Source organism: Natranaerobius thermophilus JW/NM-WN-LF (genome assembly GCF_000020005.1).
GTDB classification, from domain to species: domain Bacteria; phylum Bacillota; class Natranaerobiia; order Natranaerobiales; family Natranaerobiaceae; genus Natranaerobius; species Natranaerobius thermophilus.
Genome location: NC_010718.1, coordinates 1,063,153 through 1,088,211, shown reverse-complemented (window position 1 = coordinate 1,088,211; position 25,059 = coordinate 1,063,153). Strand labels below are relative to the sequence as shown.

At 35.1% G+C, this 25,059-nt stretch carries 22 protein-coding genes; 7 read left to right on the top strand and 15 right to left on the bottom strand.

The genetic code is table 11. From position 1 onward, the window contains the following. Window positions 1-300: 300 nt before the first annotated feature. The 4 genes from NTHER_RS05205 to NTHER_RS05190 form a co-directional block, all read right to left on the bottom strand. Window positions 301-828 carry a thioesterase family protein gene (locus tag NTHER_RS05205; protein WP_012447480.1) on the bottom strand — a complete coding sequence of 176 codons (528 nt, stop codon included), beginning with the start codon at window positions 826-828 and terminating at the stop codon, window positions 301-303. A gap of 11 nt (window positions 829-839) precedes the next feature. Continuing rightward, window positions 840-1,835, bottom strand: a complete 996-nt coding sequence (locus NTHER_RS05200) for an L-carnitine dehydrogenase (RefSeq protein WP_012447479.1) — start codon at window positions 1,833-1,835, stop codon at window positions 840-842. 28 nt (window positions 1,836-1,863) lie between these two features. Next, window positions 1,864-2,745, bottom strand: coding sequence for a beta-keto acid cleavage family enzyme (locus NTHER_RS05195; RefSeq protein ID WP_012447478.1), 882 nt, complete (start codon window positions 2,743-2,745; stop codon window positions 1,864-1,866). 242 nt (window positions 2,746-2,987) lie between these two features. Continuing rightward, window positions 2,988-3,884: a glycine betaine ABC transporter substrate-binding protein gene (locus NTHER_RS05190; protein WP_012447477.1), complete on the bottom strand. Its 897-nt coding sequence runs from the start codon at window positions 3,882-3,884 to the stop codon at window positions 2,988-2,990. 293 nt (window positions 3,885-4,177) lie between these two features. Between NTHER_RS05190 and NTHER_RS05185 the strand changes: the two genes are divergently transcribed. Together NTHER_RS05185 and NTHER_RS05180 are read left to right on the top strand one after the other, a co-directional pair. Next, a complete protein-coding gene (locus NTHER_RS05185; protein ID WP_012447476.1) occupies window positions 4,178-5,530 on the top strand; it encodes a TldD/PmbA family protein in 1,353 nt (450 codons plus the stop codon). A gap of 1 nt (window position 5,531) precedes the next feature. Continuing rightward, the gene (locus NTHER_RS05180; protein ID WP_012447475.1) at window positions 5,532-6,848 is read left to right on the top strand and encodes a TldD/PmbA family protein; all 1,317 of its coding nucleotides are present in this window, start codon (window positions 5,532-5,534) and stop codon (window positions 6,846-6,848) included. A 161-nt stretch (window positions 6,849-7,009) separates the two neighbouring features. On the opposite strand, the gene NTHER_RS05175 is transcribed toward NTHER_RS05180, so the two are convergent. The 7 genes from NTHER_RS05175 to NTHER_RS05145 all read right to left on the bottom strand — a co-directional run bounded on the left by NTHER_RS05175 (window position 7,010) and on the right by NTHER_RS05145 (window position 15,272). Beyond that, complete coding sequence (locus NTHER_RS05175; RefSeq protein ID WP_012447474.1) at window positions 7,010-8,806, bottom strand: serine hydrolase domain-containing protein; 1,797 nt, start codon at window positions 8,804-8,806, stop codon at window positions 7,010-7,012. Then, window positions 8,799-9,713, bottom strand: a complete 915-nt coding sequence (locus NTHER_RS05170) for an ATP-binding cassette domain-containing protein (protein ID WP_012447473.1) — start codon at window positions 9,711-9,713, stop codon at window positions 8,799-8,801. The genes NTHER_RS05175 and NTHER_RS05170 overlap by 8 nt, the downstream gene beginning before the upstream one ends. Before the next feature lie 203 nt (window positions 9,714-9,916). Further along, entirely contained in the window at window positions 9,917-11,203 is a 1,287-nt protein-coding gene (locus NTHER_RS05165; RefSeq protein WP_012447472.1) for a stalk domain-containing protein, read from the bottom strand. Between the two features lie 161 nt (window positions 11,204-11,364). Beyond that, entirely contained in the window at window positions 11,365-12,045 is a 681-nt protein-coding gene (locus NTHER_RS05160; RefSeq protein WP_012447471.1) for an LrgB family protein, read from the bottom strand. Window position 12,046: 1 nt separating this feature from the next. Further along, the gene (locus NTHER_RS05155) at window positions 12,047-12,403 is read right to left on the bottom strand and encodes a CidA/LrgA family protein (protein ID WP_012447470.1); all 357 of its coding nucleotides are present in this window, start codon (window positions 12,401-12,403) and stop codon (window positions 12,047-12,049) included. Window positions 12,404-12,587: 184 nt separating this feature from the next. Continuing rightward, window positions 12,588-14,312, bottom strand: a complete 1,725-nt coding sequence (locus NTHER_RS05150; protein WP_012447469.1) for a methyl-accepting chemotaxis protein — start codon at window positions 14,310-14,312, stop codon at window positions 12,588-12,590. 345 nt (window positions 14,313-14,657) lie between these two features. Next, on the bottom strand, window positions 14,658-15,272 hold the full coding sequence (locus NTHER_RS05145) for a histidine phosphatase family protein (RefSeq protein ID WP_012447468.1): 615 nt from the start codon (window positions 15,270-15,272) through the stop codon (window positions 14,658-14,660). A 244-nt stretch (window positions 15,273-15,516) separates the two neighbouring features. On the opposite strand from NTHER_RS05145, the gene NTHER_RS05140 reads away from it, so the two are divergent. From NTHER_RS05140 to iadA, 3 genes are all read left to right on the top strand, one after another. Next, window positions 15,517-17,637, top strand: a complete 2,121-nt coding sequence (locus NTHER_RS05140; RefSeq protein ID WP_012447467.1) for a sigma 54-interacting transcriptional regulator — start codon at window positions 15,517-15,519, stop codon at window positions 17,635-17,637. 188 nt (window positions 17,638-17,825) lie between these two features. Then, on the top strand, window positions 17,826-19,334 hold the full coding sequence (yfcC, locus tag NTHER_RS05135) for a putative basic amino acid antiporter YfcC (protein WP_012447466.1): 1,509 nt from the start codon (window positions 17,826-17,828) through the stop codon (window positions 19,332-19,334). Between the two features lie 113 nt (window positions 19,335-19,447). Beyond that, window positions 19,448-20,629, top strand: coding sequence for a beta-aspartyl-peptidase (gene iadA / locus NTHER_RS05130; RefSeq protein WP_012447465.1), 1,182 nt, complete (start codon window positions 19,448-19,450; stop codon window positions 20,627-20,629). A 121-nt stretch (window positions 20,630-20,750) separates the two neighbouring features. On the opposite strand, the gene NTHER_RS05125 is transcribed toward iadA, so the two are convergent. Further along, window positions 20,751-22,412: a BCCT family transporter gene (locus tag NTHER_RS05125; RefSeq protein WP_012447464.1), complete on the bottom strand. Its 1,662-nt coding sequence runs from the start codon at window positions 22,410-22,412 to the stop codon at window positions 20,751-20,753. A 299-nt stretch (window positions 22,413-22,711) separates the two neighbouring features. Between NTHER_RS05125 and NTHER_RS05120 the strand changes: the two genes are divergently transcribed. Next, window positions 22,712-23,461 carry a metallophosphoesterase gene (locus NTHER_RS05120; RefSeq protein WP_012447463.1) on the top strand — a complete coding sequence of 250 codons (750 nt, stop codon included), beginning with the start codon at window positions 22,712-22,714 and terminating at the stop codon, window positions 23,459-23,461. Window positions 23,462-23,580: 119 nt separating this feature from the next. Here NTHER_RS05120 and NTHER_RS16355 read toward each other — a convergent pair whose 3' ends face one another. Continuing rightward, entirely contained in the window at window positions 23,581-23,712 is a 132-nt protein-coding gene (locus NTHER_RS16355) for a hypothetical protein (protein ID WP_012447462.1), read from the bottom strand. Between the two features lie 218 nt (window positions 23,713-23,930). Here NTHER_RS16355 and NTHER_RS05115 point away from each other — a divergent pair, with 218 nt between their 5' ends. Continuing rightward, a complete protein-coding gene (locus tag NTHER_RS05115; protein WP_012447461.1) occupies window positions 23,931-24,125 on the top strand; it encodes a PspC domain-containing protein in 195 nt (64 codons plus the stop codon). 28 nt (window positions 24,126-24,153) lie between these two features. Here the strand turns inward: NTHER_RS05115 and NTHER_RS05110 are convergent, their stop codons facing one another. Both NTHER_RS05110 and NTHER_RS05105 read right to left on the bottom strand, forming a co-directional pair. Further along, window positions 24,154-24,456, bottom strand: coding sequence for a YbjQ family protein (locus NTHER_RS05110; RefSeq protein ID WP_012447460.1), 303 nt, complete (start codon window positions 24,454-24,456; stop codon window positions 24,154-24,156). 107 nt (window positions 24,457-24,563) lie between these two features. After that, complete coding sequence (locus tag NTHER_RS05105) at window positions 24,564-25,058, bottom strand: ABC transporter permease subunit (RefSeq protein WP_012447459.1); 495 nt, start codon at window positions 25,056-25,058, stop codon at window positions 24,564-24,566. Between the last annotated feature and the right edge of the window lies 1 nt (window position 25,059).

The following is a 25,059-nucleotide window of genomic DNA, read 5'->3' as shown; positions in this document are numbered from 1 at the left end:
GTGTGGTTAAATTGAAACTATAATAGTGCGAAACCAAGTACAATTTCAGTTAGATATCAGTTAGATAGAACTTAATAACTATCGACCCTGATTTGGAATTTATTCGACAAATTTCTATATAATTCCTGTTATGATTAAAAGATAAAAATCCCCCAATTGATGATGAATTGGGGATAAAATCTAATATTTAAATGAATTTTAAATATTAATGTATCAAAAATTGGAATTACTGTCCAAAAAAAAGAGTGAATTGCCTTGCCTAGCGCAATCCACTCCTCAATCTTAATTTTATATTATTTATTATTTTTTCCTGGTAATTTTAATTGTGCGACCAGCTTGTTTTGGAAGTTCCTTGTCTTTATCTTTGGCGTATAGCTTGTTTACATTTTCTGCCACATTGACTGAATTATTATCATTCCCTTCCCTCGTCTCTGGTTTTGGAAAAGGGGCTGGTCGTCCTTGCTCCATATCCATCCCCATAAGCATCTGTTCACTTGTCGCCAAAAGATTTCCATCTTGATCTTCCATTTCGAAGAACATATGCATCCTTTTTTCATCACAATCCAATACCTGATAATATACCGAAAGAGTCATACCTTCAAGAGCTTCTCGCAGATAACAAATATGGTTTTCCAGGGTATATATTGAATAGCCCAGTTCTTCCCTGGCATTTTCGTCTAGACCCAAGTCTTGTGCAATCATTGTGTTAACTGCTAGGGTGAAAACTTCTACATAAGGGGCATCATTCATATGGCCATTGTAATCCACCCACTTGGGTTTAACTTCAGTAGTTACAATGGGACACTCACCGTAATTGGAAATTGGCATGTTTACTCCCCCTAACCTGACATAGAGTTACTGTCGTATGGCTCATTTTGACCGTCTAAGGGCTTGTCCTCTTGCTCTGGCCAATACTCTTTAACCAGGTCAAGAAGTTTTACTAAAAATTCATCCCTTTGTCGTTCCCATTCTTTAATAGAGGTATCACCAGCTTGACTTTCACAACCGTTGATAACTCTATCAGCTAATTCATCTGTCAATTCCGGAGCTTCAAGTTTAGTCCAAGGTTTTTTTAAGGCAGGTCCAAATTGATGCAACATATGTCTCATTCCACCTTCTCCTCCTGCCAAGTGAAATGTCATAAACGTGCCCATCAATGCCCATCGCAAACCGGGCCCGTATACTACAGCATCATCTACATCTTTAGTTGTAGCCACACCGTCATTGACGATATGAAGAGCTTCGCGCCATAATGCTTCCATCAGACGGTCAGCTATATGACCTTCAATTTCTTGTTTTACTACCAATGGACGCATTTCCAACCGTTGATAAAATTCATAAGCTTGATTAATTACGACTGAACTAGTTTGCTCACCACCTACTAGCTCAACCAATGGCAATAAATGAACGGGATTAAAAGGATGGGCTACAATAACACGTTCAGGATTATGCCGACAATCTTTTTGCAAAGTACTAGGAATAATCCCAGAAGTACTAGAAGCTATAATAGCTTCTGAATGAGCATGTTCATCTATTTCAGCTAAAACTTGTCTTTTAAGCTGCTCTCTCTCAGGAACATTTTCCTGAATCAAATCCGCTCCTGTCACTGCAGAAGGCAAATCATCTACAAATTTCAATCTCTCCTTTGATGCACCTGGGGCTAGTCCAATTTTTTCCAATGCAGGCCAGGCATTTTCGATAGCTTTATGAGTTTGCTCTTTTGCCCCTTCAGCCGGATCATAAGCTATCACATCATATCCTTTTGCTAATCCTCTAGCAATCCATCCGTTACCAATTACTCCTGTTCCAACTACTGCTAATTTATTTGCGGACATTTGTAATCACCTGCTTTCTTTATTGAATTTATTTTGGATCCAGTAAATTATAATGCTCTCTAGCTTCTGCTGGTGTCATGGGTTCCATTCCGAAGTGGCCCAGTAAATCTATAGCTTTATCCACCAGTTGTTCATTAGTCGCAAGTACACCTTTTTTTAAATACAAATTATCTTCTAAACCTACACGGATATTACCACCCATTAATGCTGAATGAGCGGCAATGGGGAACTGCATCCTTCCGATACCAAAGGCAGACCATTCAGCGTTTGCTGGTATTTTATTCTTCATACTTACTAAAGTCTCTATGTCTGCTTCCGCGCCCCATGGAATTCCCAAACAAAATTGATATAATGGTGTTCCATCCACCAATCCTTCTTGAATTATTTGTTTTGACAAGTGAATGTGACCTGTGTCAAAACACTCTATTTCTGGTTTTACCCCCGATTCTTGAATCAATTTGGCTTGTTTACGTACCCATTCAGCTGGATTTACATAGATCATATCCCCCATATTGGTACTACCACAGTCCAAGCTACACATCTCTGGTAACAGTTCTTTAATAGGCTCATGGCGTTCTTCAGGGGTTTGAATATCAGAACCAGGTCCAGCCTTGGTAGGATCAGCAGCATTTAAGATTAAATCTCCTCCACCCCCAGCTGTGATATTAACGATAACATCAGTTTCCGCTTCCCTAATTCGTGAAACAGTTTCACGGTAATACTCCACATTATGACTCACACCACCAGTTTCAGGATCACGGGCATGAATATGGGCAACAGTTGCACCAGCTTTTGCTGCTGCGATAGCTGAATCAGCAATTTCTTTAGGAGTCACTGGAACATGTTTATTTTTACTAATTGTATCTCCAGCTCCTGTGATTGCGCAGGTTAATACAGGTTTTTTAGGCATATAACTTACCTCCTTTGTACTCATTAATACTCTTCTTAATAAACAATTGGATAAATAATCCGAAACAATTGCATCAGAAACAATTATCTAACAGAAACAATTGTCTAACTGTAAATATTAATTAAGAAAGAACCTCCCGATTTTGACAGGAGGTTCCCTTTTAATCCTGTGACAATAAAACTAAATTATACTTAACTTGGCTATTAAATTTTCCTAATAGCACCTCTAAAACTTGATAAAATTTATTCAGCCATTTCTTCAATGGAGTCTATTTCAACATAATCGGGAACTACCAACCCTAATTTTGCTCCTTCAAAGATAGGACCCAAGTCTTCCAAGTCATCTCCGTATTCTTCCCAATAATTTGCTTGAGTTAATGGTAACCAGGCACAAACCATGGCATCGTAGTCTCCACTAGCTAAGCCTTCAAAAACAAAAGCCACATCCACCATTTCCATTTCTACTTCATAATTCATTTCCTCTTCCAAGACATAAGCTATTAGATTAGTGGAAGCAATAGCATCAGTCCAGTTATTGTATAAAAGCTCTACTGTCTCGCCTTCCCCATCGGGATCTTCTGGCACCCATTCAGAAATTACATCTTGATTGTCTTCAGCCCACTCTTTAACAACTTCCCTCTCGTTACTATCTGTGTCTTCTACTAATGCCATCAACTCACCAAGTTGATCTTCTGTCAAATAAAAATTTTGTAAAGTTTGACTAACTTCAGGCATGTCATCAGTAAAACCTGCTCTACTTAATGCTTTGATATTTTCCGCTTCACCAAATATACCTTTAGGATCTTCTAAAAATTTCATATCATATTCTGGGATTTTCCAGTGAGGTGTCCAACCGATCCCCACTACCCATTCCTCGTCATCTACCCTAGAATCAATTTCAGTAATCATACCAGCTTCACTAGATTCAACAAGATCGTACTCATCCAGGCCGTATTCCACCATGACTTCATTTTCTACTGTGCCCATAATCTCAGCACCAGAGTCTATACCTACAATTTCATTATCAAATCGTTCAGGAACTGACGCATCTCCGTCTTCTTCTGAACCCCCATCACAACCAACCGCAAAACTTGCTGTTAGTAAAAGAATAGTTAGTGTAACAAGTAACTTTTTACACATAAAACTGAATCTCCTTTCCGTTTTTGTTAGATTATATGGTTTTAAAGATATGTTTACTAATGTATCAATGAAAAGAAATAATAGCAAATCTCTAAAATCACTTTGAGTGATTAAACCGTTGAAATATCTAGCAGGAATATATACATCTGCACACCTTTTGGCTATTTATATACCTATCTGGAATTTGACTAACAGTTTCTACCTACATCTACTATAATCTGGTTTAAAATTTAATAAAATGTGATACAATGAAGTAGAATTTTCAGAAATATCACATATCGAGGAGGAAGAGTATGGATTTAAAATTTTTAAAGGATTCTCTTTTACAAGAAGACTTTTGTGATCTCAGGTATCAAGATTTTTCCTTAACTTCTATCAAAGGAACCAACAAAGAGATTGATGAGGTTTCAGAAATTAGGAAAAGTGGAGGGAATGTCCGGGTATTATCCGGCGGTGGTTTTGGTACATTTTCTTTTACAGATCCAAAGGATATCAATTTTGCCGTCAAAGAAGCCAAAACTGCTAGTGATTTGATTAGTGGTAACTCGGAACTAAAGAATGTTGAGGTGAACAAAGACCATGTAAAAATCAATCCCAAGATAGATCCCCGTCAAGTCTCTATTGAAGACAAAAAAGCCTTATTAGAAAAATACATAAACATTATAATGGAAAAAGATAATATTGTGGATCTTGATTCTAACTACTTTGAACAGTTTACCGATACTTTAATTTTGAATAATCGCGGAACGGAAGTCCGTCAGGAAGAACTGATCTGTGGGATTTCATTTAAAATTACTTCGAAAAAGGATAACTTAACTCAAACTACACGACTTTCCTTGGGCGGTAGTGACGACTACTCAGGGCTCCTTGAGCAAGAAGATATTGTTTCTGCCAAAGCCCAGCAGACTGTGGATCTCTTAGATGCCGAGCCAATTTCCGGAGGTAATTATGATGTTATCTTGGACAGTGATGTGGGAGGTCTTTTCATACATGAAGCCTTTGGGCATTTAAGTGAAGCGGATAATCTTATTGGCAACAAAACTCTAGCTGAAACTATGACTTTAGGTTCTGAATTTGCAGTAGAAGAGTTCAATGTTATTGACGATCCAACCAAAAAGGGACATCCGGGTAGCTATATTTACGATCACGAAGGGATCAAGGCCAAACCGACTTACTTAATCAAAAATGGCAAGTTAAGCGGGCGGCTTCATTCTTTAGAAAGTGCAAATCTAATGGAAGAAGAACTTACCGGCCATGCCAGGGCAAAAAACTTTGGTTTTACTCCAATTGTCCGTATGGGTAATATTTATATAGATAAAGATAAACACTCTTTTGATGAAATGGTCAAATCAATTGATAATGGCCTATATCTTTTTGGTTCTGCCGGTGGTCAAACCAGTGGCGAAACTTTTACCTTCGCAGTCCAGGGTGGTTATAAAATAGAAAATGGAGAGATCAAAGGACTAGTTAGAGATATTGCTCTAACTGGCCATTTATTTACCACTTTGAAAAATATAGAAATGATTGGTAACAAAGTTGAGTTTTCTAAATCCGGTGGTTGCGGAAAAGCCGGTCAAATTTTAATCCAATCCGGAAAGGGTTCAGCCCCAATCAAAGTTAAAAATATGGGCATAGGGGGAAAATAACATGGAAAATTTGTTAAATAAAGCCTTAAAAGTTGCCGATGAAGCTGAAGTTTACATGAGAGAAGTTTTTAATACTTCTGCTTCAGTTAAAATGGGTGAAATGAAAGGAATAAATTCAGAGAAAAAAACAGAAGTAGCTTTGAGGATTATCAGAGATGGAAATATGGGAGCTGCAGTTTCCACATCTTTAGAGGATGATAGTATCATCGACCGAGCAGTTATAGCTTTAGAAAACCAAAAATCCGAGGCGGTATCCTTTCCTAATGAAAACTATCATGAAGTCCCTACATATTCTGAAGAAGTTAAAAATATGAGCAGTAAAGAATTATCCCAACTTGCTTTTGATTATTACAATCGATTAAAAGAGGCCGGTCCAGATATTAAGTTTGATGTTAAGCTCCAAAAATCATTTAAGAAAATTCATTTACTAAACAGTACTGGTTTCAATAACAGCTATGATTACACTAATTTTTCATTAGGTTTAAACACACTAACAGATAAAGGCTTTACAGGCGCAAACAAAGAGTATTCCAGTGCAAAGCTACCTAAAGTTAGCAATGAAAGTATTCAGAATCTAATCAAGCGACACCGTTTAGGTGATCACCCTGTTTCATTAGAAAACGAACAAATGCCAGTGATATTCAGTGGCAAAACCATGGGTGCTTTAATGTTGAGAGTCTTAGCTGGTGTTAATGGTGAAAATATAAATAAAGGGATTTCTCCAGTAAAAGACAAACTAGGTGAACAGCTGTTTTCAGAAAACATCACGATTAGAGATGACGGTAAAATGCCCTACGGATGTAATTCTTGTCCCTTTGACGATGAAGGGACCCCAGCACAAAATACCATCTTATATGATAAGGGAGTCCTGAAGAATTACTTACTAGGTCTCAGTCAAACTAAAGAATTAGACTTAAAGCCAACAGGTAATGCATTTAAAAGGACCTTATTCTCTAAAGAAATTGAAGATAAACCTTCAGTTTTCGACTCAAACCTGGTAGTTGAAGGTAAGTCAAAATCAGATGCAGAGCTTATCAAGAATGTAGATAGAGGCCTGTTAATAACAGGCGTAATGGGAGCTCATACTGGTAATATAAATCAAGGTGACTTTTCTATGAACATTTCCTCAGGTTATCTGATTGAAAACGGTGAATTAGTGGGAGAAGTAAAAGGTAGCATGATTGCTGGTAATATTTATGATCTCTTTCAAAAAGTAGAAGCTGTCGGCACAGAATATGAAGCCATGAGAAGTATATTCTATTACATGGGCTATTCTCCCATGGTATTGTTCAGTGAAGCTAGTATTGTAGGAGAGTAATTTAATTATTAATATAAGAAAAAAGGGACTGTAACCCAAAATTATCATTTAGTTTGGGGACAGTCCCTTTTTGCTTTAACTGTTTCAACAATTTCAATTTTTTAATACAGTTTATACAATTTAAATTAAACCAAATTTATTCGGATCACATCATTTTCATATCATTCTTTTTCAACTGTTTCTAAAAGTTCAGTAATCACGGGTCTACGGAGATTAGAATCCGAATTGTATGCTAAAACTAAGTCTAGTTCTGGCACTACAAAAAGCCCTTGGCCAAACGATCCGGTATGACCATAAAATTTATACTCGATATCCGGATAATCTTCGTATATATACCAGTGATAGCCATATTTAACATCATCACTAACCTCGGATCCATCTTGAAATGTTCTTTCAATCCATTCTTCTGGTACCACATCTTTTCCATTATAGGATCCATCATTTAAAGCTAGATCTCCAATTTTGGCCATATCCTTTGTGTGCATTTTAATTCCACTGCCACCTAAGTTAACTCCATAGTCATCAGCTATCCAGCTGAGATATGACATATTAATATCAAGTGGTTCAAACAGATACTTATCAGCGAACTCATAAGGCTTCATACCTGTAGCCTTTTCGATTATATGTGACAATACATGACTATCGGCGGAGTTGTAATAGTATGCTTCTCCAGGGCTTTCATCCATAGATTTTGAAAAATAATAACCCAGGGGATCCCCTGAAACTTCTGCACGAGTCCAATCATTTCTAAATTCTCCTTCTTTATTCTTAACATAATAGCGTACATTTTCCTCGTTCCATTCTACTCCACTTGTCATTTGCAATAAATTTTCGATTGTTATCTCTCTCATCTCAGGATTTTTTTCTTCAAGCTCTGGAAAGTATGTCCCTATTTTCTCGTCAACACTATCGATATAACCTTCATCAATAGCAATTCCTACTAAAAATCCTGTAATTGGTTTTGTCACAGAATACATTGGATAACTATCTAATAGGCGAGGATATCTGTAGTATTCTTCGACTACTTGCCCTTCTCTTATAATTACCAGACTGTCAACATTACCCCAATGATCCAGGCTTTGTATAAATTCTTCTAATTTCTGAGGATCAAATCCTTCTGCTTCTGGTGAAGAAGCTTCCCATTTAGTAGCTATAGCAGGTTCCTGAAAATAGCCCGATACACCTGGGGTAATTATTGCTAAACTTAAAATTAGAACTAGCACTCTTAATCCTACTTTACCTTTAAAATATTTAGAACTTAATCCCAACAATATGGCAGTTAGGGCTAAAATAATAACAATTTCCCTGAGAACTTCAAAAATACTTAGCCCTTCTACCCATGTTACCGATATTGTCATGTAACTGTTCACTACAGGGTTGATTATCTCCAGAATCATGGTACTAACTGGCCCTATTTGGAAATTTACGTAGAATATTAGTAAAATTATTTGGTAACAAGAAATAATCTTAGCCAGTCGATTATAATTTCTTTGATTATTAACTATATTAGTCATGAAAAAAGCAATGGCCACTTGAAATAAGTTGATTAATACCAATGTTATCAGTATATTATGAATACTTCCATAAGATATTTCCACTCCCCAGATAGCTACAACATAAACCATCATGATTGCAATACTCAATAATTGAAAAATTAATGCATTAAGAAACAAACTAAAACCTAAAGTGAATGGTTGAACCCCTAATAATTTATACTTTGCAAAAGAATTAAACTCTTGATATCTTGCAAGATTGCCTCCAAAGTTAATTATTATGGAAGTAACCACTACAAAAACAATATATTGCATTGAAGTGACATCTTGCATCATTTCCTCGGCAGTAATTACTAAATAAGTTACTAGCAATAGTGGGATCACTATGATAAAAATTGAGTTTCTATAATCTCTAAAATCAGATCTTAATTGGTATGAAAGCAGGGGTACAAATTTGTTATTCATTAACAATCCTCCCCTCTCTATCTATTTTGTACCCGGCAAATTTACTAAATATATCTTCTAAAGTGGGATCTTTAATCTTTTCATCTACTATATCTACATCTTGCTTTAGTTGTGTTAACATCTTATGGGCGTCGGAAGTTAACAATTTATAGCGATCACCACTCAATTGAGTCACCTGATATTTCATCAACTGTGAACTCGCTTTTTGGTCTTTAATCTGAAATTCAATGATCTGCCATTTTAGTGAGTAGTCTTCTAAAATCGAAGATACTTCATCTAAACACACTTGTTCTCCTTTGTGTAAAACCAGTGTTCTATCGGCCAAATAAGCTACTTCATTAATCAAGTATGTGCACATAACAATGGTCTTTTTTCTATTAGTCCGTATCTTTTTTATGTTTTCCAAAACTTCTTTTCTTGGCACTGGATTCAAATTTGTTGTCGGTTCGTCTAAAAAAATAATTTCTGGATCTTTAATAAGGGTTAATAAAATATTGAGCTTTCTTTGATTATCATTTGAGAGATACTCAACAAAAGTATTACTTTGCTTCTGTAAATTGAATTCTTCTAATAATTGCGTTATCTCCACATCACTTTGGAACATTTCTTTGTACATTTCACAAACTTCTTTTACCGTTAACCATGGATGTTCAAAATATTGTGCTTGCATCTGCACACCTATATGTTTATAGATATCTTCCTTGTTACTATTAATATTATAAATTATAGAACCTTGACTCGGAGTATTTATTCTAGTCATACAGTCTAACAAAGTTGTTTTTCCGGCTCCATAATGACCTAAGATAGCAAAAATTTCTCCTCGGTTCACAGTAAAGTTTAAATCATTTAATGATTGGCCACTCCTATCCTCTGTAGTTAAGCCTTTCACATTAATGATTTCACACACCCTCATCCCTCCAGTTTTGCCTGAATTTTACAATAATTCTAAAATTTCGTAAAGAGTCGTTTACAGAAGCTGATGTTTAATTGTGAGCTTATTACAATAAGAAAAGTTGCAGCTCATGAAAAACTGCAACTTTGTGGAAAAATCTTTCGAATATCATTCTATGGTAGTTCCTTTCTACAACAGCTCTACAACAACATATACTTCTACTCTTGTATCTGTTCTATTTGTTCTATCTCTTCCAAAATTTTCTCTAGATAATCGTCCCATGCCACTGGATCCTCTATTTCTGGAAAATCAATTTCTTCCCCGTAATCGTAAAATGACATTTCCATTTCTATGGTAGTATCAAAAGACATTTCCATTTCTTGTTCTTCCATTTTCTCAACAAAATCTATTCCGTAGTTCATATTTGTTGTAACATGAGAAGTTTCAAAAGTTTCATGGTGAATATACCAGTATTGTTCCATGTTAAGCTGTAGGTTTTCCATCATCTCGTCAATTAGTTCTTCCATTTCCTCATCATTTTCATAGTTAATAAAGTATTGTTCAATCATCTCACCAAAAGCATCTTGATTTATATCTAGATATAATACGTAATAATCTTCTCCTTCAAGTTCTTCTACACCTTCCAATTGGTATGAGATCCCTAAATCTTCAGCTAGTTCAAGAGAAGTTGATGGATCTAAGTTGATTAAATACTGCATAGTATCTGCTATTCCTTGCTCATCGAAATCATTAACCACCCAAATATCCTCATTAATTCTTTGAAATACTCCGTCTTCAGTTATTAACATTTCTTCTTGACCTCTTACTCCCATGTCGATCTCATCAATTTCATCGATATTTTCAATCTCTTCAAGCCCATCTTCAAGATCTGATTCAATCTCCCCTTCAAATTCCGAACCAACTCCAGGAAGTTCTAGTTTTTGTGTAATATGCATAATAAATGGGTCATAACTATAGCCGGCTTCCATGGTTATAGGATATTGAAGTTTTGGAAGAGTTTCAGCCGATGCGATTTCTGGCATATCAGATATGGAAAAATCTACACTAATTATTCCTTCACCTTGCATCCGATAACTGTTTTGCTCAATCATAAATTCTTCAGCTTTTAGAGCAATGTCCTTTGCTTTCATGTCATCATGATTATTGTTGCTACCAAAATCCTGATCTTCAGGCAATTCGATAATAATTGTTCGGCTTTCACTATCCCAATCTACTTTGGCACCAAGCTCTTCAAACAGCTTTCTAACAGGTACGTAAACATTCTCGGAGTCTTCCCCATCCTCATCTGTCATGAACTGTGAATCCACGTAGGCAGTTCCATCTTCTGTGTACATTTCCACTTCCACTACTTGACCATCAATCTTTAAACCAATGCTTTGATCTTCTTCTTGATTTTCATTATTGCTAGCTACACCAATTCCAGTTATTGCTAGAGTTAATAATAAAGCCATCCCAACAACCAACCAAGTACTTTTTGTTTTCACAAAGCTAACCTCCCTGAAAGAATTAGTTAACAAACAATTAATTTACCATCATCATGATATTTATTATACTATAAAACCATACTTTTTTCCGCTAAAATTTTATAAATGCTTATATTAAAAAATGGTAAAAAAATAGTCTTTCATACTTGAAAGACTAATAATTAGAAGACCAAATATAAAGGGATGGCCATTATAGATGTAATAATCCCTGTCATACCCATTGAAAACGCACTAATACTCCCTTGAATTTCTGATTGTGCCACGACTCTAGCCGTTCCAATTCCATGGGAAGATGTCCCCATAGCAGCCCCAATAGACTCATTTTCACTGATCCCACATTTTTTCAGTAGCTCAGGACCAAATAAGCTTCCAAAAACACCTGTCAGTACAGTAAATGTAGCTCCTAAAGATGGCATCCCACCCAAATTAGCAACTATTTCTACTGATATTGGGGTAGTAGCCGATTTAGGCATCATAGAAAACATCAATCCCTGATTTCCACTTAAAATAAAGACCAATAACCCAGCACTAACAAGCCCCACTAAACTTCCTACAGTATTTCCTAACAAAATAGGAACTAAATTATCCTTAATTCTTTGAGCTTCTTTGTAGATTGGTACACCCAGGGCAATAGTAGCGGGAGCTAGCATAAACTCAATGATGCGCCCACCTTCTTCGTAAGCATCATATGGTATATCCAAGGTTAATAAAAGTAATATAATCAATGTAGTAGTAAAAATAAAAGGATTTACCATTGGAACTCTTTGTTTCAATAACACAAAAATCATATACGGGATGATTGTCATCCCTACACCAAAAATTGGCTGATTTAGAAATTCCATATCAGTTCTCTCCTTTTTTGCTTAATTTACTAGATATGGCAAGTTTGACAGTAATACCAGTAGCTAATAAAACAAGAATTGTACTTACAGTAAGACTTATAATAATCACCAATAAGTTCTCTCTTAAAAGAGGGAACAATGAGATGATTGCAACTACGACTGGTATAAAGAACAGTGCTAGGTGTTTGACTATCACTGAAGAAATAGTTTCTACCCAGTCTAATTTAATAATCCCCGAAAATAGTGAAACTATAAATAAGATCAGTCCGATTACATTACCGGGGAGCGGTAAATTTAAATAGATAGACATTAATTCGCCTAAAAAAGCAAAACCTATTAGAATGGTTAAACCAAGCATTTTTTCTTCCCCCTTCAACTACTTCCTAATTGCTTTTATATTCGTCTGCTATGGTTCAATCTCCTTTAATTTCTACTATTTAGTAATAAAAATCCCTGCACTCTAAAATTAAAGTGCAGGGATCATCTACGGATTTCTACTATATTAGAGAATCATCAAAGAATCAATAATTTAAAGGTTAACATTAATATTTAAATTTAGATACCTGTTGCTGCATTTCCTCAGCTAACTGTGCCAAACTATCACTGGCTTTAGCTATTTCATCCATAGAAGCAGTTTGTTCTTCTACTGATGATGAAATTTCCTGAGTGCTTGATGAATTCTCTTCAGCTATGGCAGACAACTCTTGTAAAGCAGTTGTAATTTCTTCCTTTTTAGCTCTCATTTCTTCACTGGATTCTCGTAGCGATTCTACATTTTCTTTAATCTTCTGTATCCCTTGAGAAATTCCTTGGAACTTTTCTTTAGTATTTTCAACACCTTCAGTTTGTGCTTTCACAACCTCTTCAAGAGTCTCCATTGTACTCACTGCATTATCGGACTTTTTATTTAGATCGCGTACTATTTTGGAAATTTCCTCTGAGTGTTCATTAGATCGTTCGGCTAACTGGCGTATTTCATCGGCTACAACGGCAAATCCTGAGCCTGACTCTCCAGCTCTAGCCGCTTCAATACTTGCATTTAGAGCTAGTAAATTAGTCTGTTCTGCAATGTCCTGAATTGTACTACTGGCCTGTTCAATCTCTTTAGCACTGTTTTTTGTTTCCTTAACAGTATTAAATATCTCTTCAGCTGCTTGATTACTCTCTACTGCTTTATCTGCTAAATCAGAAACTGTAGTACTTCCTTCTTCACGTAATTTATCAACATCTTCAGTAACATCACTTAACTCCATAACCTGTTTTTGGTCATTTTCAATAATTTCTCCCAGCTTATTAATGTTTTCTGAAGTTTGCTCAGTTTTTTCAGCTTGATTTGTTGCACCGCTTGCTATATCTTCTACAGCTCGGGACACTTCATTGGCAGCATTGGTGTTTTCTTCACTGTTGGCACTCATTTCTTCAGCTGATGAAGCAACTTGTTCCGACTTTTCATTGATATTTTTTATTAACGAAATAATATTTGTTTGCATATTAGTCAAAGCATTAGTAATGATACCTATCTCATCTTTTCTGTTTAGATAGTTATTTGTAACACTATCCTCATCAAAAGTAAAGTCATAATCAGCTAATTTACTTATATTTGATGTTAAATTTTTAATAGGTTTGGTAAAATTATTTGTTATAAAGTGAGTAATAATTAAGGAAATAATAATTATTAATCCAGAAAACATGAGAAAATTCAGACCTGCTTGACTAACCATTTGATTTATTTCTTCTACAGGTGTTCCTACTAACCACATACCGACTATATTACCATCTTCATCCTCAAGGGGAGCATATCGAGCCTCATAAGAAGTTCCTGCAATTTCAACTTCTCCGGAATAGTTTTCCCCTTCTTCTAATACTGTTTCAGCAATTCTTTCCTCAGCCTGAGCCCCTATGATTCTTTCACCATCATCTCCCTCTATAGTAGTAGCTTCTATGGTATCACGTCTGAAAACTGCAAAAGCGGAACCAGTCTTTTCATGAAATTCATCAAGTACATCATCAAGTGTGTGGACGGGAGTACCGCCTTTATACATATAGGTCCGATCTTCCCTTTCCATTAGCGTCCAAGCCCCAGTAGAATGTTCATCTATTAGTCTCATACTCATGCTATGTTCTGAATCCAGTTGGTTTGCTGCCCTTTCATCAACTATATTGTTTACTGTATAATTATTTAAAACCCAAAAACAAGCAGTGGCGATCACAATTATGAGCACTATAAACAACATTAACTTCGGCTTAATTCCCATATTATTCAACATGTAAAACCTCCCCTTTAACTAACATATCAAACCCTTTCTTCACTCTGCCCAGAGGTCTAAATAGGATTCCACCTCCTTATCAGGAAAATGATCGAATACTTTCGAAAATCAATTTAAATTGTATTGTAAATTCGTATTAATTTAAAATTTCTTGAAATAATTTCTTCATTCCTTTGTGACTTCTGTCTTATTTTGTCATAAAAAAGTACTAGTCTTAATATCGACACTTCTGTTCATAAAAAAAGTCCCCTTAAGGTTAAACAGGATCTTTCCATAATCTTCATAATCTGTCTACCTCAAGGGGAACATATCAGACATCATTCCTATATATTATTAAATATACTCTCATTCCTGATAATGAGATGTATCACCGTGTAAAAGGACCTTGTACCCATTTTCATTTATTTCTACTAAATTTAAACAAGTTTGATACATGAAAGGAGGATCCCACAGTTTTTCTATAGGTCTATTTTCAAAGTGAGCCATCAAAACTTTTAAAACTGCAGCATGAGTCACTACTAAAATATTGCTATTAGGATTGTGATCTGAAATTATCTGTTTTATTAAGGGGACTACTCGATCTTTTAATTGATAAAAAGTTTCCCCAGTTTCTTTTCGATAATTATGTGGTTCTTCCCAAAATTTTCTAAAGGCCTCATTTTCCTGTTTCTTTATATTTTCGACAAATTCACCTTCCCAATCTCCCAGGTTGATTTCTCTCAAATTATCCTTTGGAATCAAGTCAATATTTCTGTTACCTCGAATAAGTTCGGCAGTTCTTTGTGTTCTACCACTAGTACTCGTGTATATAGTTTCCAACTCCACTTCTGCAAGCCTGTCACCAAGCCATTTGGCTTGTTTCTCACCTAATTGTGTTAATGGTGAATTGTGCCATCCCTGCATTTTCTTCTGCAAATTCCATTCGGTTTCACCATGTCTGGTAAGGTATAACTTAGTCACATTATCACTCCTAATTAAATAATATTTAATAATATCTAGTCTACATTGCCTTCTCAATTATTAAAATACAGATAATGTATTTAGATACAAGTTATGAAATTCCTTTTAAGGAAGGAAAAAATTCTATACGAGTATTTCTTGCTAAAAGCAGGGATAAAGTCTGGATAGTAAGAAATATATCATTCGAGAAAATGTCACAATTTATCAAAGGAGAAATCGGCAGCAAGAGGAGGTTGTAATAATCATGCATGAGATTTCTTTAATTACAGGTTCTAGCAAGACCCTGGAAACATTGTTATCTCAACTACAAGAATATACCTGTGAAAGTAAAGATATTAATTTGTATTCATATGCTTTAGATGAAATTAAGGGTCCCCCCTACTTTGGAAATGTGGTCATATTTTCCAGTCCAATAGTTAAACAAGAACTAGAGGAAATATGGGGATTAAATATTCCAAAGTCTTCTGAAGTAATTATCGCTGATAGAACTATCAACTACGAATTTATTGATCGAATAGTATTGCTGCCATCGAGAACAAAAGTTTTATTTGTAAATGATGCTAAAGAATCTGCTTTAGAGGGAATTGAAGCTCTACAAGAAATCGGTATTGACCACCTAGAGTTTCATCCATATTACCCTGGTATTGAGTTTTGCGATTCTAAACTAAAGGATATAAACATTGCCATCACCCCCGGTGAAAAGGACAGAGTGCCAAAGCATATTAACAAAATCTACGATATTGGCCCTAGACTTCTAGATTTTACTACTATCATGAAAGTACTCAAATCAATTGGTCAGTTGGAAAGTCGTGGAAGACAATTCTCAAACAATTACCTTCAAAAAATTATTACAATGGCTAAAAGACTATCTCATTCCGCAAATTGTATTTCCGAATTAAATCAACATTTAAATACTGTCATTGATGGCCTACAAGATGGTTTAGTTGTTTTTGACACCCAAGGCAGAATTAGCGTATATAATGAGAATTTTCGCAGAATGATGGAAATACCAGAAGCAAATTTACGTGGTCGCAAAATAAGTGACGTAATCTATCAAAAGCCGTTAAAAGAATTTCTCATGAATTACGATACAGAACAAGAACTATCCATAGATTTGGATAAAGACAAACTTTTAGTTTCCAAAATTAAATTGATGGACAATAATTATCTAGTTGGAAGGTTTCGAAGCCAAAAAAATTCAACGGAATATCGTGAAGCTAAAAATATTGAAAAGGGTCATTTTGCCAAACACACTTTTGACAATATTGTTGGTAAAAGTTCGATTGTGACTTATACGAAAAATATTGCTCATAAGCTTTCCAAAACAGAACTCACTATCCTGTTAGAAGGAGAAAGTGGGACTGGTAAAGAGCTATATGCAAATGCTATTCACAATTCCTCCCACAGAAAAGATGCTCCTTTTTTAGCAGTTAATTTTAGTGCCTTACCTGATAATTTAATTGAAAGTGAACTCTTTGGCTATGAAGAAGGAGCTTTTACAGGAGCTTCCAAAGGTGGTAAACCTGGTTTATTTGAACAGGCAGATGGAGGAACTATCTTTTTAGATGAGATTGGAGACAGTTCACTAAAAGTACAAGCTCGCCTATTGAGAGTTCTGCAGGAAAAAGAAGTCATGAGAATTGGAGCCACCAAAATACGACCGGTAAATGTAAGAGTAGTAGCAGCAACTAATAAAAACTTAAAACAATTAATAGCTCAAGGCAACTTTAGACAAGATCTATACTATCGCTTAAAGATGGGATATATAAAAATACCTGCTCTTCGTGACAGAAAAGAAGATATTCCAAAGCTGTTAGACTATTTAATTAAAATCGAAACAGCTGCTGATATAAAATTTGATGATGAAGTCCTGAATATTCTAAAAAACTATGATTGGCCGGGTAATATTAGAGAATTAAAAAATGTAGTCAGTTATATGCTGGCAGTTAGACAAAATGACTACCTAACTATTGAAGATATTCCACACAAAGACTATTTTGAATACCGTCACAACCACGTAAAATCAGTTGAAAATAATGTAGATAACTTAAGCTGTAATACCTCTGACCAAAAGACCCATTCAAGTGTTGAATCATCTTCAGGAAATAACGCTATATCTCCTCTTTCACAAACAGATAAATTTATTTTAGCTGCCATTGAAAATTTAACTCAGAGCGATAAAGTTGCTGGTAGAAAGAAAATATCCGAACTAAGCCAGAAGAACCAAGAAAATTTAACTGAAGCTCAAGTCAGAACCAGGTTGAATAATCTAGCCAAGGAAGGTTATGTGAAGAAACATAAAGGTCGTGGATGTAATTTAACAGATAAAGGAAAAAATTTATTGCGTGATAACGAAATTAGTTAACAAGATTTGGTCACCTGGTTAACCAGGTGACCATTTTTAGAGTTACTTTGGTCAAGAGCAATGAAAAATTATTTTGAAAAATCCCTATCTTGTAGCAGTTAAGCCCATTATACTATTAAATTTTATCATTGGCATAAAACATGCAATGAGTATTCAATCAAAATCACAATTATCTAGGAGGTATTGTAATGTCAAAACCAAAGTTTCAGGCTCCCGATACCTATGTAATTATTTTCTTTGTGGTATTGGCAGCTGCTTTACTCACCTTTATCGTTCCTATCGGTTCTTTTGAAACTGAAGAGGTTACCGTCGAAGAGCTAGACGATACCAGAACAGTCATTGATCCCGAATCTTTTAGTTATGTTACAGACGATGATGGCGAAAAAGTTAGAGAAGGTATCTCATTGTTTGAACCATTTGGTGGTGTTGGATTTTTAAATTATATGTTTGAAGGTATGGTAGCTGGTGACAAGTGGGGTGCAGCAGTTGGTGTTGTCGCCTTTATTCTAGTAATTGGTGGTTCTTTTGGAATTATTTTAAAAACTGGGGCTGTTAATGCAGGAATTCTTAGTATGATTGAAAAAACCAAGGGTAGAGAAGTTTTATTAATACCTGTATTGTTTTTTATGTTTTCCCTTGGTGGAGCCATCTTTGGCATGAGTGAAGAAGCTATGGCCTTCGCCATGATAGTCATTCCAATAGTTATAGCCATGGGATATGACTCAATTGTAGGAATATGTATCACCTATGTAGCCACTCAAATTGGTTTTGCTACATCATGGATGAATCCTTTTGGCGTGGCAATCGCACAAGGTGTGGCAGATGTTCCTGTTTATTCAGGAGCCGGATTTCGCATGGTATTGTGGACTATTTTCACAGCTGTAGGGATAGCTTATACTTATTCCTATGCTAGAAAAATTAAAGAAGACCCAGCCAAATCTATTGCTTATGAGAGTGATCGGATACATCACAGTGATTCCATCAAAGAAGGACAAAGTCAAGAAAAAATCAGTGAAGGATTTAGTTTAGGACATGCTTTAGTACTTACTACTATTGGTTTAGGAATAGTATGGATTATTTGGGGTGTTGTAAACCACGCTTACTATATTCCGGAAATTGCAACACAATTTTTCACTATGGGGATAATTTCAGGGATTATTGGAGTCATCTTTAAGTTAAATGATATGACAATAAATGATATTGCAGGTTCTTTTAAAGATGGTGCAAAAGATCTCGTAGGAGCAGCCTTAGTTGTAGGTATGGCTCAGGGTATTATCTTGGTTTTAGGTGGTACTGATCCCGAAAACGGAACAGTACTAAACACTGTACTTAACTGGGTTGGTGGTGCCATTGGAAGTTTTCCAGCAGCGATTTCAGCATGGTTTATGTATTTATTCCAGTCAATTTTCAATTTCTTCGTAGTCTCCGGTTCAGGCCAAGCTGCCCTGGTCATGCCATTAATGGCTCCTCTAGCTGATCTTGCAGGTGTTGCCAGGCAGGTAGCCGTTTTGGCATATCAAATGGGAGATGGATTTACAAACATGATCGTTCCAACATCGGCCTCTCTTATGGGTGTATTGGGAGTAGCTGGATTGGATTGGAGTAAATGGCTTAAATTTATATTTAAGTTCCAAATTATCCTATTTGTCATGGCTTCCTTAGCAATCATTACAGCTGTAATGATTGGTCTGCAATAAAACGTCCACTCTCTAATAAATGCATTTAATTGATTATAAAACCAAATAAACGAAATTAGTTTGTGAATATCAAAACTCTAAATTTATAAGAACTAATTGAAAGGGGTTAATTGATGGTTACTTTAATACGCGGAGGACAGCTTTACACACCTGAGTATCAAGGTAAAAAAGATGTCCTGTTAACAGGTGAAAAAATTGCTTACATCGATGACAATATCAACTTACAATCTCCTTCCTCACAAGATGGAATTGTAGAAGAAATTGATGCTCGCGGCAAATTTGTTGTGCCAGGTTTTATAGATGGTCATGTCCATCTCATTGGTGGTGGTGGCGAAGGTGGCTTCGCCACCCGAACCCCTGAAATTGAACTTTCTAATATTATAACTTCTGGAATTACCACTGTTATTGGATGTCTCGGTACTGACGGTATCACCCGAGAAATGAAAGACCTCCTAGCAAAAGCACGTGGACTAAGAGAAGAAGGAATTTCTACATATATCTTGTCCGGATCATATAAAGTGCCTGTAACAACCTTAACCGGTGAAGTACAAAAGGATATTGTTTTAGTTCCAGAAGTTCTTGGTGTAGGAGAAATAGCTTTATCAGATCATAGATCCTTCGAACCAACAATATCCGAATTGAAAAAATTGGTTGCAGAAACCAGAGTAGCAGCTATGTTATCCGGTAAAAAAGGTATCATAAACGTACACATGGGCGATGGAGTTAAAATGTTCCAAGATATTGACAGAATAATTGAAGAAACTGAGCTTCCCGGTTCTCACTTTGTTGTGACTCATGGCAATCGAACCCAAGGCTTATTCAATGAAGGATTAGAATTAACCCAAAAAGGAGTCTTTTTAGACTTAACGACTAGTACAGTACAGAAATTCATAGAAGACGGTGAAATCAAGTGTTCCCGAGCGCTAAAATATTTTGATGATAATGGGATAACGCCAGACAACGTAACGTTTTCTTCTGACGGTCAAGGTAGTCTTCCGAATTTTAGTGAGTCTGGAGATTATTTAGGCTTAAAAGTCGGAGGTGTAGAATCACTATATAGAGAAGTTAAAGAAGCTGTCACTGAGGAAAATGTACCCTTAGAAAATGCTCTCAGGGTCATCACAAAAAATCCAGCTTCTGCATACGGACTAAACAACAAAGGAGAACTAACAAAAGGTAAAGATGGTGACTTAATACTACTCGATGAAGATACTTTAGAAATCGATACAGTTATCTCCCGAGGAAAAACATTAATTAAAAATAAAGAAATTTTGCAAAAAGGTACCTTCGAATAATAGAGTCCTGAGTCCTCCAAAAGCACGTGGACTAAGAGAAGAAGTGAGAACCTCCCAGAAAGTTTATTGAATCTCTGGGAGGTTCATTTATATTGCTAGACTAGCCGTTTGAATAGCAATATTATTCTTGGTCGTGAGCTTTTAAAAGTTTTTCAAATTTTCTCCGCTCCCGTTTCCGTTTTTGTTCTCGACGAGTATCTTCAATTCCCTTAATCAAGGCAAAAGCCATGGCGGTTAATACCACTGCAAATGGAAGTCCAGTACTAATTACTGCTGTCTGTAGAGCAAGTAAAGCTTTTTCTCCACCAATCAATAACAGAACTGCTGCTAACAAACCCTCTAAAATTGCCCAAAAAGCACGTTGATTTGCCGGAGTATTAAGTTTACCACTTGATGTAATTTTATTAACTACTAGTGACCCCGAATCAGAGGAGGTTATGAAATATACTGCCACTAAGAAAGTTATTAATATAAACAATAAAATTCTAAATAATTCGGCTAATAATGGTAAATTTAATAAATTAACCAACTCATACAAGGCTACAGGTAAATCATCCTGAACTACTTCATACAAACCTCCTACTTGTTCGTTAATAAAAATTGCACTACCACCAAAAACAGATAACCATAAAAATGATAACAGTGACGGTACTATCATTACTCCTAAGATCAATTCCCTGATGGTCCTACCTTTTGAAATTCTTGCAATAAACATTCCAACAAAGGGAGACCAGGATATCCACCAAGCTAAATAAAAGATCGACCAATTTGCTTGCCACCCTGTTTCTTCTACTGCAATAAAGAAAGAGTATTCAATAATATTATTAAAATATAAGCCCAAAGAATTGGAAAAAAGCCTTAAGATAAAACCAGTAGGTCCCAATAATAAGATAATTCCCATTAAAATTGCAGCCAATCTAATATTCATTTTTGACAGAAACTTTACTCCTTTATCTATACCCGATAATACGGAAATGGTAGCTAATAATGTGATTCCAATTATTAAAGCTACTTGGATGTTAACACTAAAACCAATATCAAATAAATAATCAAGACCACTGTTTATTTGTTGAGCCCCTAAACCCAAGGAAGTAGCTAATCCAAACAGAGTTGAAAGCACCGCTAAAGTATCGATAACATCACCTAGGGTTCCGTACACTCTTTCTTTAAAAAAAGGATAAAAGACTGATCTAATTGATAATGGCAAATGCTTATTATAAGCGAAAAAGGCTAAAGCTAAAGCTATTAAAGAATAAACTGCCCAAGGGTGTAAGCCCCAGTGAAAAAAAGTAGTGGCCATGGCAGTATGTTTATCGAAAGGGCTATCAAATACTGGAGGTAAAACTTCAAAATGAGTTAAGGGCTCACCAACTGCCCAAAACATCAGTCCAATACCCATCCCTGCTGATATTAGCATGGAATACCAGGCAAAGTTACTAAATTCTCGCTCGGCATTTAATCCACCTATTTTGACTTTACCTAATTTGGAAAAAGCTATATATATGCAAATCAAAATAAAAAAACTGCTCGAGAGAATAAAAATCCAATCAAAGTTTGTCACTATGATTTCATTGACTGAATTAACTAAAATATTAGCTCTTTCAAGATTGATCAAAGCAAAAGCAGAAAAAATTATAATTATTATACCTGCACCTAAGGAAACCACTGGATTTAAATCAAAACCAAATTTCTTTGTATTTCTACTGAACAATAATTCTTCTATTTTATCTCTATCTATTTCTTGATCCTCATTTCTATTTCTTCTATTATCATTGGCAGCCATATTATTTAGACCCCTTTCATTATTTCATTAAGGCGTTTTGACAGCACGTTGAGAAATCAAATATATATAATATTCAGATTAGATCATTTTTATTTTTATCTGTTATATGAATAGCTATTTATTATCAATTTTGGTGCTAAAAACATTAATTGGTAATATGGCCATGTTTTAAAAATAAGTTGTTAGTTTTGCAGGATTTCTAATAGTCCTAAAGAATAGTAATGATGATGAGTTTGATGTTATGTTTGCGGATGTATGTTTTTTGACAAGTGTGAAAAATTATGAGCAGGGTGATACATATGAAATTATTTGCAATCAGTGATCTACATCTAGCCTTCCAAGTCGACAAACCAATGGATATTTTCGGACCGTCATGGGAAAACCATCATGAGAAATTAGAAACTTTCTGGAAAGATAGTGTTAGCAATGAGGATACTGTTATCATTGGTGGAGATATTTCATGGGCATTGAAATTAGAAGAGGCAAAATTAGACCTGGATTTTATACATTCACTTCCCGGTAAAAAAATTATTTTTAAAGGTAATCATGATTATTGGTGGGAAAGTTATTCTAAAGTCAAAAGAGTCTTACCGGAAAGTATAGAAGCAATCCAAAACAACTTCTTTCCCTTTGATAGAGAAAAAAGCATCGCTATCTGTGGCACTCGAGGCTGGCAAGTTCCTTTAACTGATGATAAAAGTTATAAACAGAATAATGAACAATTTAGTGAACAACAGGAACATAATAAAAAAATCTTTAATAGAGAATTACATCGACTGGAACTTTCTATGAATGCCGCAATTGATGAGGGATTCGAAAATCTAATAGTAACATTACATTATCCCCCATTTTATAAACACAATCCTTGTTCTCAGTTTGCAGAACTTATGGAGAAATATAATGTCAAGATTTGTTTGTACGGACATTTACATGGAAAAGATCATGAAAATGCCTTTGTAGGAGTAAAAAATAATATAAGCTATAACTTTATTGCTGGTGACTATTTAGACTTCAAACCTTTGAAAATTGATTTAAGTATATTACAATAATCAAATTAATAAAAAGAAAGCGGGCTATTTAAAGCCCGCTTTCTTTGCTAATATTGAAATATCAATTGTTATGTTATTTATAATACTACTAGTTAAAACCTGGGTACAAAATGCTTCCCTTATAGCTTTTGAACTATTGCTTGGCCTTCGTCAAAATCTCCTTCTTTTTCTAGCTCATCAACATCTCCACATCCGATTAAAGCTGTGGTGGACAACACTAAAATTGCGCCTAAAAGCAGAACTTTTTTCATGCTAATGACCTCCTTATTCGGATTGTTTAATTATACTATAATCCATAAATTAAACATACAAATCAACAATTTTTAACTATTTTGTAAACATTAATTTGACTGGAAATACTATTTTTGTGATATAATGAGTTAAGTTACTAAACAATCCCAAATCAATTAATGTGTTACTGATGTTTTAGCTATTGTCATATAGTAATTGATTGAATAGGAGGCCTAAAATGAGCAAAAAATTATATCGCTCAGATTCCGACAAAATGATTGCAGGTGTTTGCGGCGGCTTCGCCGAGTTTTTCAATATAGATTCTACTGTTATTCGCTTGGCCTTTGTATTATTAGCTTTAATTACAGCAATTTTACCTGTAATACTTTTTTACGCGATAGCTTACTTTGTGGTCCCAGAAGCTAGTACATAATATTTTCAGATATTTCCCCGATATTTCCTTATATCTTGATAGCGGTGCCGTAAACCATAATTTCTGAAGCACCTGAAGAAATTTGTGAAGTACTAAATTTTATCCCTATTATAGCATTGGCACCCATTTTATTTGCCTCTTCTAGCATTTCTTCAACAGCTTTATCTCTTGTTTTTTTCATTAGATCTTCATAATCCGATATGTCCCCTCCAGTTAATTTTTTTATAAAAGCTATGATATCTTTTCCTAAATGAACGGCTTTAACTCTATTTCCTCTAACTATCCCCAACACTTCGTACTCGGTATTTAAATCAGTTGTAGTCAATAACATTACAAAACCCCTCCTTGGATTTTATCAATCGAATTTTTATAATTCTTTATTCTTGAAACTATTTATACCACAATATCCGATCACAAGACTTAGTAAAGCAAGGGCAATTAATCCAAAATTATTCTAAATACATTAATATCTAATCCTATTATCAAACTTAGTACAATTAAAAAAATAGTTGGAAGCAGTATCGATAATAAAATAATTAAGCAACCTGCCAAAACTTTTGTAATATAAATCATTTCTCGGCTGATAGGTTTACTTAATAAAAAACTGATAGTACCCCTATTGAATTCTCTTGCCATCATAACAGCACCTAAAATAATGGCTAATATAAATCCGATTTGAAGCACATTATTGCTATGCCATTGACTCCAGACATAAAGGGTGTGATCTTGCATCCAGGCGGCTGATTCTTGCAAAAATGACACAAGAAATTGGGGTGGATCATCTAAAGCATCTATTATTTCAGGCAAGGATAAAGCATCCATTAAATTATAAGAAAACACCACTATAGCTGCGGAAACAGTAAAAAACAGTAATCCAATTATCAGAATCCATTTATTTTCTATTATTTCTTTTCTCAAAAGAGTTTTAATCATA